The organism is Bacillus sp. FSL H8-0492 (assembly GCF_038006145.1).
Taxonomy (GTDB): Bacteria; Bacillota; Bacilli; order Bacillales; family Bacillaceae_G; genus Bacillus_A; species Bacillus_A mycoides.
The window spans coordinates 1,296,293-1,312,537 of sequence record NZ_JBBOUP010000001.1 but is presented as its reverse complement, the minus strand read 5'-3'; the positions used below and the strand labels follow the sequence as shown (position 1 = coordinate 1,312,537).

The following is a 16,245-nucleotide window of genomic DNA, read 5'->3' as shown; positions in this document are numbered from 1 at the left end:
TACTATTTCACTTCAAATTTCACACGCGTACCATCTGGATATTTGTCTAGCTTATTCCCTACCCAAGAACCTGCACCGCGGTTATCTGCTGGACTTATATATTCAATATGAGCTCCTTTTCCGCCTTCCTTACACATCGCCATCGGCCATTCATCACGATCATAACCTTTCTTCGTCGGATATGGCGCTAACGATAATTTCCTTCTATCCGCTGCACCATTACGATCAATTGTACACATTTCCGAATGTCCTTCTTTTATAGCATCCGTTATATGTTTCCCGGTCTCTGGATATCGTTCTTTCGGGAACTCTAGAATTTGATCATACGTAGTTGTTTTTTTAGTACTTGTCTCCTCTGGCACAAGTACTTCATATACCGCTACCAAAAGAGAAAGAATTGCAATAATTGAAATGATAATACCTTTAAATTGCTTCATGTGTACCTCCGTGTTCCTACCAATTTCTTTTCCTCAGTTATTATAACAAACTTCTTCTATGTATGTTTTCAGACATTATTTTAGCTCTTCCTCTCCATTCCGCCAAAAACATTCATTTTTCTTCATCTTTTCACTAATGCTGTAGAAAACTAATAACCTTCCGACATTCTTTTTCAAAGGAAGTCCACATAAAAGGTTGAAATGATATATACGATACTTTTTGGGGAGGAACTATCATGGAAGCTATTTATAAAACGAAAGATGTTACAAATAAAACAGGTATCCCAAAACATATAGTCCGAAAATATAGCCAACTCTTAGAGGAACACGGTTATATCATTTCAAAAACAGCTGATGCTCGTATTTATAAATTGGATGATTTAAAACTATTGAAATCTATACATGAAAGAGCTGCTACATTACAAGAGGACATTTCAGAAACAATACCTATTATTTTAAAAGAAAAAGAGGCCCCACCTGTACCTGTTATTCAAGATAAGCAAGAAGTGCAACCAAAAGAAGATGGGCGTAACTTTGAGGAGTTCATGCTAAAACTTGAAATGCTTGCTCAATTAAATGAAGCAATTATTCATCAAAACTCTACTCTCATTACACAAAATCGTTTAAAAGACGAGAAATTAGATGAACTAATGCAACAAGTTTATGTAAAAGAAGGCTCACAAGAAAAAATGTTACAAGATCTAGTTGTTCACGCCGCTCAAACAGATGCACTCCAAAAAGAAAAGATGGACTTATTAATGAATCATATGTATAAGCGAGAATCCAAACAAGAAGAAAAAATGAATAAACTTGTCAATCAAATTTACAATAAAGATAGCAACCGTGATACACAACTTATGCAAGTTATTCGCGAAATTCAAGAAACAAAAAGATTAGTCGCCGCCTCAAAAGAGCAAAGCTTCTTTCAATCATTTAAAAGTTTATTCGTTCGAACAAAACAAGAAAAAATAAATGAATGAAATTTTGTATCTTTTTCTAATGCACGATAAAATAAAAAGTTACCTTCTATCGGTAACTTTTATTCCTTATATCGTACAGCTGGCAATATAATAATAGCTTCAGTTCCTTTTCCGCTTTCACTTTTATATTCCAATGTGCCATTATGCGCTTGTAAAATACTAAATGTTACCATAAGGCCTAATCCTGTTCCTTTTTCTTTTAAAGAATAATAAGGTTGTCCAAGCCTTACTAACTGTTCTTTTGTCATTCCAACACCACTATCTTTAACTCTTATTATTATCAATTCATCTTTTTGAATAGCTGTTACTTTTAAATACCCTTTGTTTCCTTGAATTGCTTCAATACCGTTTTTAACAACATTCATAATAGCTTGCTTCAATTTCGTCTTATCGCCGATAGTATAAAGGCTCTCAGAAATCTCAACTTGCAAATAAACGCCCTGCATCGCTGCAAATGATGACATAAGAGTTGTCATTTCAATTAATTGTGCTGATAAACAAATATGTTCTTTTTTTTCAATTTGAGGCCTTGCTAAATTTAAATAATCTGAAATAATCTGTTCAGCACGATCCAGTTCAGCTAATACGAGACGCATATAATCTTTGTTTTTTACGTCTTCCGTACTCTCTAGCAATTGAATAAACCCTCGTACAACAGTGAGAGGGTTTCGAACTTCATGTGCAACACTTGCAGCTAACTCACTTACAATATTAAGTTTTTCTGATTTTTGCATTTCTGTACGCAATAATGCATTTTCGTTTAAATACTCAGTCAAATACACTTGAAATACCATTGTCATAACCATAATAAGTGATGCAAATATATACCCACTATATAGATTAGATATGTACGGTGTAAAACCTGTTTCTAAAAGGACATTCAACATCCCGACTACTAATGAAACAAGAACATAAAATGATGCAATCATAAAAGCTAATATTAGCTTCTTATCTCTTGAAAAAAGAGACCATTTCTTTGACAAAAATAATGGAATTATCGAAAGAAATATAACTTCTACCATAGGCAACCAACTAAGCCCCTTAAAAATCCATTCATATGCAACATAAATAATGGCAGGGATGAGCCCAACAATCCCACCATATAAAAAACCACTAACAATTGGGACTGGATGAAAATTGTATCCGCAAACGGTACCAAAACAAATAGAGTATGTCATGGAGAGAACGAGTGTAACGCTAGATAAAAACATAATAAAGTAGCGATTAGGCTTCGGAAGCATTCCTTGATAACGATTTAAACGAATCGCTTCATATAAAAATAGTGGTAAAATAATGATGGCAATTTGGATCATTAAATCACGAATCAGCTCCATAGCCTCTCATCCCCTATATGTATTTTGATATGATTATATCATTTTATAAGTCTATTTGTTTCAAAATTTTGATTTTTCTTAACATCTTTGTTAATTATTTGTTAACAACTAATAATAAATGTTACAAATTTCCGAAATGATTGTAAACCCTGTACCAAATTTCCTTCGTGCAGTATACAATGAATACGGATTACAAAAAAAATAAAAAACACTTCACTAGACGGACAACTATCGCAAAATACAGCATATAATCCATACTATCTATGTTTACAAATAAGTGATCATTACTTTAGTAGGAGGAAGATAAATATGGCGGGTACTACGCTTGTTTTAAAAGAAGAAAATTTGGTTGTGCTAGAAAACGTTGAAAAATCAGTATACGAAGAATTGCAACATAAAGCAGGGGACGAAGACTGTACATGTGCTGTAAATGAATCCGTTGTCCATCTTGGCAAAGTATCTTCCGTACTTTGGAACGAAGATGAAATAGATTGGGAATACGGTTATTAAAAAGTCGCTTGCAGCGGCTTTTTTTGTGTTTATGCTTAAGTGAAACTTTAATTAACTCACACAGCTTATACTCTTATAGACATTTGAACCCTCACATAATTTCTTACTTCCACTGAATTTTAAGATACGATTCTTATCTTTCACAAATAGCGGGGGAAATTTTATAAACAAAGCGTAATAGTTGAAAATATGATAAAATGAACTTAATTTTCAAACGGAAGAAAGGGAGATACAATGGAACAATTCATTAATCCTAGAGTGAAGGACATCCAAATTTCTGGAATCCGTCAGTTCTCTAATATGATTCAAAACTATGATAATCTTATCTCTTTAACAATTGGGCAACCCGATTTCCCTACACCTTCTCTAGTAAAAGAAGCAGCTAAACGGGCCATTACAGAAAATTATACAAGCTATACACATAACGCTGGTTTACTAGAATTACGCAAGGCAGCTTGTAACTTTGTAAAGGACAACTACAATTTACATTATTCACCTGAAAACGAAACCATTGTTACAATCGGTGCTAGTGAAGCGATCGATGTTGCATTCCGAACTATTTTAGAACCAGGAACGGAAGTAATTTTACCTGCTCCTATTTACCCTGGTTACGAGCCGATTATTCGACTATGTGGTGCAACTCCTATTTTTATAGATGTTCGCGAAACTGGATTTCGTTTAACAGCCGAAGCATTGCAACATGCAATTACAGAACGAACAAGATGCGTCGTTTTACCGTATCCTTCTAATCCAACTGGTGTTACCTTATCAAAAGAAGAATTAGAAGATATTGTATCTGTCTTAAAAGATAAAAATATTTTCGTTCTTTCTGATGAAATTTATAGTGAACTTGTATATGAAGAAAAACACACATCTATCGCTCATTTCCCAGAAATGCGTGATAAGACGATTGTCATTAACGGCTTATCAAAATCACATTCTATGACCGGCTGGCGTATCGGACTTTTATTTGCTCCAGAATATTTAGCAAAACACATATTAAAAGTTCATCAATACAATGTTACATGCGCTACTTCAATCGCTCAGTATGCTGCAATCGAAGCTTTAACAGCTGCTAAAGATGCCCCGAAGATGATGCGCTATCAATACAAAAAACGCTGTGATTACGTATATAATAGACTCATTCAAATGGGTTTAACGGTTGAGAAGCCAACAGGTGCATTTTATTTATTCCCATATGTTGGACATTTAACATCTTCATCATTTGATTTTGCACTTGATCTTGTAAAAGAGGCTGGGCTAGCCGTTGTTCCTGGAACCGCATTTTCCGAATACGGTGAAGGCTACCTTCGCCTTTCCTATGCTTACAGTATTGAAACTTTAAAAGAAGGCTGTGACCGTTTAGAAGCCTTTCTAAAGAAAAAAGCTAAGAGTTAAACTCTTAGCTTTTTGTTGCATAATGATCACAAGTTTGACGCTTCAATAATTTATGCGGAATAATAATGCATTTTGAAGTAGATTCAGAATGCTCCACCTTATCAACTAAAGCTTTTGCCGCTTCATACCCTAATTGATAAATATTCACATCAACTGTCGAAAGTGGTGGACTAGCAATTTCTGATAATAAAGCATTGTTAAAGCTTACAATCGAAACATCTTTCGGTACAACAAATCCTTTTTTAGAAAGCGCACTTAACACGCCAAGTCCAATTAAATCATCCGTTGCCATAATTGCCGTCGGTGGTTGCTTTAGTCCCATTAATTCCTCAACAGCCTGTTGACCACTCTCTCTTGAAAAATCAAAGTGTAAAATATACTCTTTCGGCAATAGAATATCTGCTAGTTTCAAAGCATCACTCATCCCCGCCAAACGATCTCTCGTTACAAGTAAATCTGATCCACCGCCGATGAATGCGATTTGTTTATGGCCTAATGAAATCAAATATTCCGCTACTTCTCTTGCAGCTGTATAATTGTCATTATCTACATATGTAATTTCATCTTTTCGATCATATGGTTTTCCAATTAAAACAAACGGGAAGTTTTGGTCATGCAAGTATTGAATAATCCGATCGTTCTCTCTTGAATATAAAAGAATAATACCACCGATTTGACGCCCTTGTACCATTTTTACAACACCATTAAAAATTTCATCTTCCGTTTCACCAGTCGACATATAAAGCGCATACCCTTCCACATGTGCAAATGAACTAATTCCTCTTATAACTTCTGGGAAAAATGGATTTTGAAAAGCTTTACTTGCAGAACTCGGCATAACAAGACCAAGTGTCTTCGTCGTTTGGTTCGCAAGGTTTCTTGCATTTAAATTTGGATGATACCCTAATTCACTCATTACTTTTCGAACACGGCGCTTTGTCTTTTCACTTATACTTGGATTATCAGCAATTACACGAGAAACAGTTGATGGTGCTACGTTCGCCTTCTTCGCCACATCTTTAATTGTAACTGTCATAAAAATCCCCTCCTTTCACTTCTCTGCCATTTTCATATATTTTATCTTGCACCCGTTGCAAGTCATAGGAGAAGTCATAAACTGTCATTTATTTATTCTATCTTGCAAAACTTATCATATTCTCCCTCTCCATGTATTGTAAGGGATATAGCTCTTTTTTCCTATACTATAATATACTATTTATTTCACTTCTTTTCATATGCGATGTCAAATCTCTTTTCATCTCTCTATAATTTTTTTATAGAGAGATGAAAAGAAAAATGGGACATAATGTCCCATTTCTCATCCTTTCGTACCTCCAGCTGTTAAACCAGAAATAAAGTATTTTTGTAGTGATAAGAATAAAATCGAAATCGGGATTGCAATTAATACGGAACCAGCCGCAAACGTCGTAAATTCATTACCAAATTTCTTCGCTACCATTTCATAGAGTCCAACTGCTAAAGTGTAATTTTCCGGCGTGCGTAAAATAATACTTGCTAAAATGAAATCTGTAAATGGACCGATGAAAGTGAATAATGCTACAACCGCTACGATTGGCTTTGCAAGCGGCATAATGATTTGCCAAAAAATACGGAAGTGTCCTGCTCCATCCATGCGGGCTGACTCATCCAACTCTTTCGGAATCGTATCAAAATACCCTTTCATAAGCCAAGTATTCATTGGAATTGCTCCACCTACATAAATTAAAATTAATGCAAGATGTGTATCAATTAATCCTGTTAACTGCGCTAATACATATAGTGCGATTAACGCTGCAAAGTTCGGAATCATTTGTAGAATTAAAAATGTTAATAAACCATTTTTTCTTCCGACAAAACGATATCTCGAAAATGCATAAGCAGTAAAGCTAATTGCTAACACCGAAAAAATCATCGTCATAACACTAACTTTTAACGTATTTTTATACCAAAGTAAGTAATTACTTGAATCAAGATCAAGTAGCTTACGATAATGATCTAACGTAGCATTTTTTGGAATAATGCTAGAACCAGACAAACTATCTCCTGGATTAAACGATGAACCAATAATCCATAGTAATGGATAGAAAATAATCGCACACATTATGAAGATAACCAAATAACTTAATGAAAGACGTAACATCTTTTGTCGTTTAATATTCATTTACATCATATCCTCTTCTTGGAATGATTTTGTTCTCTTAAATTGCCATAACGCAACTGTAATAACGATTAACGATAAAATCATTGTAAGAGCTGCTGCTTTTCCGTACTGCGCTGAAGTCATCGTTAACTTATAAATCCATGAAATTAAAATATCCGTTCCACCTGCATCTTGCCCCGCTACAGCAGGACCTCCGCCGTTAAATAGATAAATGATACTAAAGTTATTAAAGTTAAACGTATATTGTGTAATTAAAATTGGTGCTGTTGCGTATAAAACAAGTGGCAATGTAATTTTGCGGAACTGTTGCCAAGCAGTTGCTCCATCTACTGTAGCCGCTTCATATAATTCTCCTGGAATCGATTGCAATATACCTGTTGTCATTGCAAATACGAATGGGAAACCGAGCCACGTTTGGATCATAATTAAAGCAATCTTCGCCCAAAACGGATCTGTCATCCAAGCAATCTTTTCAATCCCGAATAAAGCTAATACTTGATTATTAATTGCTCCAAATGTTTCATTAAACATACCCGAGAAGACAAGAATAGATACGAATGCTGGAACAGCCCACGGTAAAATGAAGATTGTTCGAATAATTGCCTTACCTTTAATACCAGGCTGATTTACGATAATCGCTAAGAAAATACCAAGTGCAACTTGTAATGTTGTTGCAACAAATGTCCAAATGACAGTCCAAGAAAATACACTTAAAAATGTCTCTCTCCACATTGGTAATGTGAAAATATCAATAAAGTTTTTAAAGCCCACCCAATCTACTAATTTAGCTGGAGGAGAGTGATATAAGTCATAGTTCGTAAATCCAATTAAGATTACAAAAATGATTGGAAATACAACTACAAAGATTAGTAATAGAAATCCTGGTGAAACCATTAAATATGGAAAACCTTGATCTAATAAGTTACGGTATTGCTCTTTTACTGAGTTTAATGGTGTTCCTATATCACGTTTCTTCCCATTTTGGTATGCATCATATAAGTTAAATCCATATATTCCGAGTCCAAACACTATGACAATAAGTGCCAAAATCCCTTCTACTAATAGAAAGACAGAATGGTCACGTGGAACTTCTGTACCGAGCGTTACAATTCCCCATAATCCCATATTTAACAAATCAGCAAATGCTACAATAAATGAACCTGTTAATACTAGAAAAATAAGACCTTTTACAAATTGTTTATTATATATTTGGCCCATGCCTGGAATAATAGATAACATGGTCGCCATTTTCCTATGTTTCGAACCATTCATATCTTTCATTGGTTCCATAGATGTTTGCATGTTCCTTCCCCCTTTTTTCTTCCTACTTGGAAGGGAGAGAATTCGTGCCTCTCCTATTAGAGGCACGAATTTCACCTTATTTTTTCTTACTATGATTTGCCTCAATATTTCCTTTAATTTGTTTCACTGCACTATCAAGCGCGGATTTTGGTGCCTCTTTTTCTGTAACAACTAACTGAAGAGCGTCTCCAGCTGGTTTCCATACTTCTTGCATTTCTGGAATATTCGGCATTGGAATTCCATTTTCTGATTGAATTGCAACTGCTTTTGCAGCTTCATTATCTTTAATAATTGGATCTTCCATTACTGATTTTACTGGAGGAATCTCTTTTGTCTTCTCAAATCGAATTTTTGCATTTTCTTCATTTGTTACCCACTCAGTGAACTTTGTAGCTAAATCATTTTGTTTAGAGAAGCTTGTTACATGCCATCCTTTTACCCCAACAAATGTTTTCATCGGTTGACCATTTGGTAATTTCGGCATTGGAGCAACACCATAATCAATTCCGTTCTTTTCCATCGCTTGGAACGCCCACGGTCCATTCATAATAGATGCTGCTTTTCCTTCATTGAATAATCCGTCAGCAGCAGGTCCACCAGATTCACCGATAATACCTTTCGGGAATAACTTTTCTTTGTACCATTTTTGAAGATATTCAGCACCTTGTACTGCTCCGCTATTATTTAATCCAACATCACTTGCATTTGGCTTTCCGTCTTTCTCACCAAATACATATCCGCCCATACCTGCCATAAACGCGTTAGCAAAGTAGAAGTTATCTCCTAATGTTAAAAATCCGTACTTGCCATCCTTCGTAAAGTCTTTTGAGAAGTTAAATAGCTCGTCCATCGTTTCTGGAGCTTTTTGCATTAATTTTTTATTGTAAATAAAAATTGGTGTTTCAATTGCTTTTGGTAAACCATATAATTTCCCGTTGTATGTTTGTGCCTTTATTGATAAGTCAGTAAATTTACTCTTCACAGCATCATCTGCTTTTACTTCAGAAATTAAGCCTTCTGTTACTGCATTTCCGATTTGATCGTGTGGCAATGTTACAACATCTGGTCCCGTCCCCGCTGGTCCATCAAGACGTAACTTTTTCACTTGATCTGTCATTTGCATTTCAACAACTTTTACTTTTACTTTATATTTTTCCTCAAAGCTTTTCACTGCTGGTTCTAAACCAACACCTTTTTTATCATCTTCCCAAACGAGAAGATCATAGTCTTTCTTCGCTTTACTTTCCTCTTTTTTTCCTGAATCTTTCGGTCCACATGCAGATAACATGCCAATTGACAATGCTGAAATCGTTAATAGTGATAATGCTTTCTTCATCCCAAAAACCTCCCTAAATTGTCTATGTACCTCTTTAATTGAAAACGTTTGCATTTGATTGTTTAATAGAAGCGCAAACAATATCTAAATCTATGAAAACGTTTGCGCTATTTGTCTATCATTATACATCCTTTTATTCATTTTGCAAATATTAATTTTCAAAATAATCTTATCATACTCTTTATTCATTGACTTTACATAAAATGAATACTACTCTTATAAGCAATATTAAAGTTATGTGGAAGGCAATCGTTTGCAACATAATCTTTATTATTTCGTTTAAGGGAACTATATGTATAGAGATATTAAAGGGGGATTTTCTATATGCTTAAAGAAGCGATCTATCATAGGCCAAAAGATAATTATGCATACGCTTACGACGAAAAAACAATTCACATCCGAATACACACAAAAAGAGATGATGTTCACAACGCCGCTCTCATCTACGGTGACCCGTACGAATGGCAGGACGGGAAATGGATTACAGCGAGTACACCGATGAAAAAAACTGGATCTACTGAGTTATTTGATTATTGGTCCGTTTCAATCAAACCAAAATTTAAACGCTTACGTTATGGATTCGAATTAAAAAACGACGTAGAAACTTTTATTTATACAGAACGAGGATTTTTTTCTAATATCCCAAATGACGATGTCGGTAACTTTTTCTGCTTTCCATTTGTTCATGCAAAAGACGTTTTCAGGGCACCATCCTGGATTAAAAACACAGTATGGTATCAAATTTTCCCGGAACGATTCGCTAACGGGGATAGCACATTAAATCCAGCAAACACCCTCCCTTGGGGAAGTACCGAACCAACTCCAACTAATTTTTTCGGCGGAGATTTTGCTGGTATTATTCAAAACCTTGATTACCTTGTGAAGCTTGGAATTTCCGGAATATATTTCACTCCTATTTTCAAAGCTCATTCGAATCATAAATATGACACAATTGATTACATGGAAATCGATCCACAATTTGGGACGAAAGAAACTTTCAAAGAACTCGTTCAGGAGTGTCATAAACATGGTATAAAAGTAATGCTCGACGCTGTTTTTAATCATAGCGGGTACTTCTTTGATAAATTTCAAGACGTGCTGGAACAAGGTGAAAATTCCGCCTATAAAGATTGGTTCCATATTCATGAATTTCCAATTATAACCGAGCCACTTCCCAATTATGATACTTTCGCATTTACACCGTATATGCCTAAATTAAATACAGCACACCCAGATGTAAAAGAATATTTACTTGAAGTAGGGCGTTATTGGGTAAGAGAATTCAATATAGACGGTTGGCGCCTTGATGTAGCAAATGAAGTCGATCACAGTTTTTGGAGAGAATTCCGAAGTGAAATAAAAGCATTAAATCCTGAAGTATATATTTTAGGTGAAATTTGGCACGATGCACTCCCATGGCTACAAGGTGACCAATTTGATGCTGTAATGAGCTATCCTGTTACAAACGCTCTACTTTCTTACTTTGCTAACGAATCCATTCATGCAAGTGAATTTATGAAACAAATTACCGATTCTCTACATTCCTACTCTATGAATGTAAATGAAGCGGCATTTCATTTATTAGACAGTCATGACACACCTAGAATTTTAGCAACATGTAACGGGGATAAAAATAAGTTAAAGTTACTCTATGTATTTCACCTTTCTTTCATCGGTTCTCCTTGTATTTATTACGGCGATGAAATCGGTATGGATGGTGGAATGGATCCTGACTGCCGCAAATGTATGATATGGGATGAAAAAGAACAAGATACTCTTTTATTTACACATATACAAACATTAATTTCATTACGGAAACAACATAAAGCATTTGGAGGAAATGGTACTTTTCAATTCATTGAGGCAAATGATGAACATAATTATATTTCTTATACAAAAACATATGAAGATGAAACTATCTTTTTCGTTTTAAATCCTACTAACAGTGAAGTTACAACTTCACTCCCTCTTCATATTACCAGGAAGAAAATAATTAACATTTATACAAACGAAGAATTTTCAGCGGAAGCAAGTGTATTACAAGTTACACTTCCACCGTATGGATTCTCTATTTTAAAATGGTAATAGTAAAAGCCTTATGCCAGGGTGGCATAAGGCTTTTCTTATTTCAATTTAAATACCATTGCTTCATACGGTCGTAATGTAATGTTTTCTATCAATACATTTTCTACATCATAATTGTGTATTAATAACTCTGCTTCACTATAAATAATGTCCTCAGGCAATTCAAATACACATTCATCTGCAGTAAAGTTTGCAATCACCAGAAGCTTTTCTTCTCCATATGTTCTTACATAAGCAAAAATAGAAGGGTTATTTTCTAATATTAAATCATATGTTCCATACACAACTATTTCATTGTTTTTACGTAATTCAATCAATTTTTTATAGTAATAAAAAATTGATTCTTCATCTTGGATTGCCTGTTTCACATTAATCTCTTTGTAGTTAGGATTTACCGCAATCCAAGGCTCACCCGTTGTGAATCCAGCATGTTCTCTATCATCCCACTGCATCGGAGTTCTAGCATTATCTCGGCCCTTTATATATATAGACTGCATCACTTTATCTATATCTTCGCCGCGCTCTATAACTTTTTCTTTATACATATTTAGTGTTTCAATATCTCGGTATTCATCAATTGATTCAAATCGAACATTGGTCATTCCGATTTCTTCTCCTTGATAAATATATGGTGTCCCTTTCATCATATGAAGTACTGTCGCTAACATTTTTGCTGATTCAGTATGATAAGCTCCATCATTACCAAAACGAGATACAACGCGAGGCTGGTCATGGTTATTCCAATAAAGGCTATTCCATCCTGTTTGTTCTAATGCTTTTTGCCACTTTGTTAAATTTTGTTTCAAAGTAAGAAGTGAGCATGGTTTTACATCCCATTTCCCGCCTTCTCCGGAATCTAAATCCATATGTTCAAATTGGAATACCATTTGCAGTTCTTTTCTAGCTTCCCCTGTATACAATTTAGCCTCTTCTGTCGTTACACCAGGCATTTCCCCAACCGTCATAATGTCATACTGAGACAATACGTCTTCATTCATTTCATGCAAATACTTATGAATATTCGGACCGTTCATAAAATGTTTATGCCCTGAAACATATCCTTCTTCATCCGTTTCAACAGATGGTAAGCCATCTTCTTTAGAAATAAAATTAATAACATCCATACGGAACCCATCAATTCCTTTTTCTAACCAAAACTTCATCATGTCATAAACATCTTGTCTTACCTTTTCATTATCCCAGTTTAAATCTGGCTGTTTTTTAGAAAACAGATGCAAATAATATTCATCTGTCATTTCATCATATTGCCATGCAGATCCACTAAATGCTGCTCCCCAGTTATTCGGCTCTTTCCCTTCTTTTCCAGGGCGCCATATATAATAGTCTCTATATTTATTATCTTTCGATTTACATGATTCAATAAACCAATTATGTTCATCTGAAGTATGATTAACAACTAAGTCCATCATAAGTTTCATATTACGTTTATGCATTTCATGTAATAGTTCATCCCAATCTTCCATTGTTCCGAACTCGTTCATAATTTTACAATAATCACTTATATCGTAACCATTATCATCGTTTGGAGATTCATAGACTGGTGATAACCAAATTACATCAATACCTAATTCTTTTAAGTAGTCTAGCTTCGCAAGAATACCACGAAGATCACCTATACCATCACCATTACTATCCATAAAACTACGAGGATAAATTTGATATACTACACTTTCTTTCCACCATTGTTTTCCCATTATGCTACCCCATTTCATCTATACTATTGATTCTTTTTTCTTTTTTTCAAGGCGCAAACGTTTTTATTACTGAATGATAACAGATTCTATCCAAATTTAAAATAGCGCTTACAATATTTATTTTCTTTTTCTAATAAAACATGTGGAACTTATTATATATTCATAGGGATAATGAAAACGTTTTATTTTTTTATAGTGTTTTTATTTCTTTTTTGAATCTATTCGTTTATAATAAATTCAAAGAAAACGTTTGCATAAACTTTCTAGGGGGAAATATCATGGCAGAACTTAAATTAGAAAATATTTATAAAATATATGATAATAACATAACAGCCGTAACAGATTTTAACTTACACATTCAAGATAAAGAATTTATCGTATTCGTTGGTCCTTCTGGATGCGGAAAATCTACAACACTACGAATGGTAGCTGGACTTGAAGATATTTCAAAAGGAGAATTTTCAATTGATGGTAAGCTAATGAACGATGTTCCTCCAAAAGATCGAGATATCGCAATGGTCTTCCAAAACTACGCTCTTTATCCACATATGAGTGTGTATGATAATATGGCATTTGGATTAAAACTTCGAAAAATACCGAAAGATGAAATCGACCGTCGAGTGAAACATGCAGCTCAAATTTTAGGGCTTGAACAATATTTAGATAGAAAACCGAAAGCTTTATCAGGTGGACAACGTCAACGTGTTGCATTAGGTAGAGCAATTGTTCGAGACGCAAAAGTCTTCTTAATGGATGAACCATTATCAAACTTAGACGCTAAACTACGTGTTGCAATGCGATCAGAAATTTCTAAATTACACCACCGCCTTGGCACAACGACAATTTATGTAACACATGATCAAACTGAGGCAATGACAATGGCTTCACGCCTTGTTGTTATGAAAGACGGCAAAATCCAACAAATTGGAACTCCAAAAGAAGTATATGAAACACCTGAAAATATTTTCGTTGGTGGTTTTATCGGTTCACCCGCAATGAATTTCTTCCGTGGAAAATTAACTGAAACCGATTTCGTTATAGACAGTTCACTAAAGTTTAAAGTATCTGAAGGAAAAATGAAGTTATTACGCGAACAAGGCTATGTAAATAAAGAAATTGTTTTAGGTATTCGTCCAGAAGATATTCATGATGAACTATTATTTTTAGAAGCTTCACAATCTACTACTTTCACAACAAAAATTGAAGTTGCAGAGTTGTTAGGGGCTGAATCCATTTTATATATGAAACTTGGAAATCAAGATTTTGCAGCACGTGTTGATGCAAGACATACTTTTTCACCTGGTGACCAAATTAAACTTGCTTTTGATATGAATAAAGCACATTTCTTTGATAGCCAAACCGAACAACGTATTCGTTAAAAAATAAAGTTCTATAATAGAACATACAAAAAAACCGTCCACATATATACTGGGGGCGGTTTTCCATTATTATACTAGGGCTTCTATTGTATGAAATGATTGTCCTCTCGTGCTAATAATACCAAAAACAGGTAAATCACTAAGCACCACTTCTTCTTGCTGTTTCATAAAAGATGACGTTAATTGTTTTATCTCTATCCAAACGTCATTAATACAAAGTACATTGGAATCGTTCTCTTGTTGGCGAGAAAAAATAGAATCTATTTTATATAGACCAGCATTTTGAAAAAGCATATCAATACGACTGTATGCCTCCATAGCAAAACTAATAACACGTTGCCAATCTCCTTGTTTCCCCATATCGTAGGATACAAAAAGTGCTTCTCCGCCTAAATCCGTAATTTCCTCAGCTGTTGCTTGTCCACTTTCTTGATCAATGTCCGTCACAATTACTTTTGCGCCTTGCTTAGCCAACAAAAGAGCTGTACTACGTCCAATACCGATGCCACCACCAGTTACAATGGCAACCTTTCCTGCAAGCTTCATTTTCATTACCCCTTCTATAAGTCTTACCGTCATTCAGTATACTCCTTTATTAGATTAGTCTGCAAGCAGGAAAAGTTCACTCTACAGCTTGTAAGCGATTACCTTTTTGTTTCTTTTTTTTTCTTACTATTATATTGATCGAAGGTTAAACCAATAAAAATAAGAATTCCCCAAAATATTAAGCTACCTCCAGTCATTCCAAATCCCCCTTTGTTATATAACGATATTATTTATATCCATTATATCATTCTCTTAATTTTCAATCTATTCAAAACGAAAATAGGATGTTTGAATTAGCTACAGCTTCTTTAAACATCCTTCCGTAATATGGAAGGTACTATATAGGAGATATCCACCCTATATCAATTCCATTCATCTAATTTTATGAAAAAATAAGAGAATGATGAAATTTTTCACGAAATTAAAAATAAGACTTTTTATATACAAACGATAAAAAGTCTTATTTCATTAGTAGCACGTATAATCTAAATATTAATTATACAAGACTCATCACTTTCGTCTTTGCAATTAAATCATGGAAGCCACAATTATCTTTGCGGAATAACATCATATATACATTGCATATTAATGGAACTCCAAGTAATAATATGCTTGGTAATAATAATACCAAAAATCGTATTATTAATGTTTGTAACGTTAGTTTTTCACTTGTTAACGAGATTATTTTTGTTCTTGTTACCTTTTTACCAAGTGTAGAACCGTTCCAAAGAAAAGGTAACAGAATAAAATTTATAGCCATTAATACGAAAACAAGTGTAAGGTCATATCTATAGTCACCTAAACTTATATTAAAACGATCAAAAATAGCACTATAGTTTCCTGTAATAATAGCTACTACTGCACCGTACGTAACCGAGATTAAAAACATGTCAATAAGGGAAGCACCTATGCGATTCATTACAAGCGCTGGACGATGCATCTTTAACTTCATTTTGTGTCGACTCCTTCATATCCTTCTTTACCCGTTTCATCGTACCACTTCTAAAAAACATTGTAAACTGGCGTTTCGCTTACTTTTCTTGTACAATGTGTTACAACAGC

General features: G+C 34.4%; 15 protein-coding genes. 5 read left to right on the top strand and 10 right to left on the bottom strand.

Annotated elements, in window-relative coordinates; translation table 11 throughout:
* Window positions 1–2: 2 nt before the first annotated feature.
* Complete coding sequence (gene nucA / locus MHH66_RS06795; RefSeq protein ID WP_002014817.1) at window positions 3–437, bottom strand: DNA-entry nuclease; 435 nt, start codon at window positions 435–437, stop codon at window positions 3–5.
* A 236-nt stretch (window positions 438–673) separates the two neighbouring features.
* Between nucA and MHH66_RS06790 the strand changes: the two genes are divergently transcribed.
* On the top strand, window positions 674–1,417 hold the full coding sequence (locus MHH66_RS06790; RefSeq protein WP_002014816.1) for a DUF3967 domain-containing protein: 744 nt from the start codon (window positions 674–676) through the stop codon (window positions 1,415–1,417).
* Between the two features lie 59 nt (window positions 1,418–1,476).
* On the opposite strand, the gene MHH66_RS06785 is transcribed toward MHH66_RS06790, so the two are convergent.
* Complete coding sequence (locus MHH66_RS06785; RefSeq protein WP_002014814.1) at window positions 1,477–2,751, bottom strand: sensor histidine kinase; 1,275 nt, start codon at window positions 2,749–2,751, stop codon at window positions 1,477–1,479.
* Between the two features lie 309 nt (window positions 2,752–3,060).
* On the opposite strand from MHH66_RS06785, the gene MHH66_RS06780 reads away from it, so the two are divergent.
* A complete protein-coding gene (locus MHH66_RS06780; protein WP_000929276.1) occupies window positions 3,061–3,261 on the top strand; it encodes a hypothetical protein in 201 nt (66 codons plus the stop codon).
* A 234-nt stretch (window positions 3,262–3,495) separates the two neighbouring features.
* Entirely contained in the window at window positions 3,496–4,659 is a 1,164-nt protein-coding gene (locus tag MHH66_RS06775; protein WP_002128899.1) for an aminotransferase A, read from the top strand.
* Between the two features lie 4 nt (window positions 4,660–4,663).
* Here MHH66_RS06775 and malR read toward each other — a convergent pair whose 3' ends face one another.
* The 4 genes from malR to MHH66_RS06755 form a co-directional block, all read right to left on the bottom strand.
* Window positions 4,664–5,695 (bottom strand): maltose operon transcriptional repressor MalR, encoded by a 1,032-nt coding sequence (malR, locus tag MHH66_RS06770; protein ID WP_002014809.1) that lies wholly within the window; start codon window positions 5,693–5,695, stop codon window positions 4,664–4,666.
* Between the two features lie 282 nt (window positions 5,696–5,977).
* Window positions 5,978–6,820: a maltosaccharide ABC transporter permease MalD gene (malD, locus tag MHH66_RS06765; protein ID WP_002088365.1), complete on the bottom strand. Its 843-nt coding sequence runs from the start codon at window positions 6,818–6,820 to the stop codon at window positions 5,978–5,980.
* The gene (gene malC / locus MHH66_RS06760) at window positions 6,821–8,122 is read right to left on the bottom strand and encodes a maltosaccharide ABC transporter permease MalC (RefSeq protein WP_002088367.1); all 1,302 of its coding nucleotides are present in this window, start codon (window positions 8,120–8,122) and stop codon (window positions 6,821–6,823) included.
* Window positions 8,123–8,198: 76 nt separating this feature from the next.
* Window positions 8,199–9,458, bottom strand: a complete 1,260-nt coding sequence (locus MHH66_RS06755; protein WP_078184373.1) for an extracellular solute-binding protein — start codon at window positions 9,456–9,458, stop codon at window positions 8,199–8,201.
* 324 nt (window positions 9,459–9,782) lie between these two features.
* Between MHH66_RS06755 and MHH66_RS06750 the strand changes: the two genes are divergently transcribed.
* Entirely contained in the window at window positions 9,783–11,543 is a 1,761-nt protein-coding gene (locus tag MHH66_RS06750) for an alpha-glycosidase (protein WP_078184374.1), read from the top strand.
* A gap of 38 nt (window positions 11,544–11,581) precedes the next feature.
* On the opposite strand, the gene malL is transcribed toward MHH66_RS06750, so the two are convergent.
* Window positions 11,582–13,258 carry an oligo-1,6-glucosidase gene (gene malL, locus MHH66_RS06745; protein ID WP_002128902.1) on the bottom strand — a complete coding sequence of 559 codons (1,677 nt, stop codon included), beginning with the start codon at window positions 13,256–13,258 and terminating at the stop codon, window positions 11,582–11,584.
* Window positions 13,259–13,536: 278 nt separating this feature from the next.
* Here malL and MHH66_RS06740 point away from each other — a divergent pair, with 278 nt between their 5' ends.
* Complete coding sequence (locus MHH66_RS06740; RefSeq protein WP_078184375.1) at window positions 13,537–14,637, top strand: ABC transporter ATP-binding protein; 1,101 nt, start codon at window positions 13,537–13,539, stop codon at window positions 14,635–14,637.
* 69 nt (window positions 14,638–14,706) lie between these two features.
* Here the strand turns inward: MHH66_RS06740 and MHH66_RS06735 are convergent, their stop codons facing one another.
* The 3 genes from MHH66_RS06735 to MHH66_RS06725 form a co-directional block, all read right to left on the bottom strand.
* Window positions 14,707–15,216: an SDR family NAD(P)-dependent oxidoreductase gene (locus MHH66_RS06735; protein WP_002066937.1), complete on the bottom strand. Its 510-nt coding sequence runs from the start codon at window positions 15,214–15,216 to the stop codon at window positions 14,707–14,709.
* Between the two features lie 65 nt (window positions 15,217–15,281).
* Complete coding sequence (locus tag MHH66_RS06730; protein WP_078184376.1) at window positions 15,282–15,380, bottom strand: flagellar motor protein; 99 nt, start codon at window positions 15,378–15,380, stop codon at window positions 15,282–15,284.
* Between the two features lie 299 nt (window positions 15,381–15,679).
* A complete protein-coding gene (locus MHH66_RS06725; protein WP_002033806.1) occupies window positions 15,680–16,135 on the bottom strand; it encodes an RDD family protein in 456 nt (151 codons plus the stop codon).
* Window positions 16,136–16,245 lie beyond the last annotated feature (110 nt).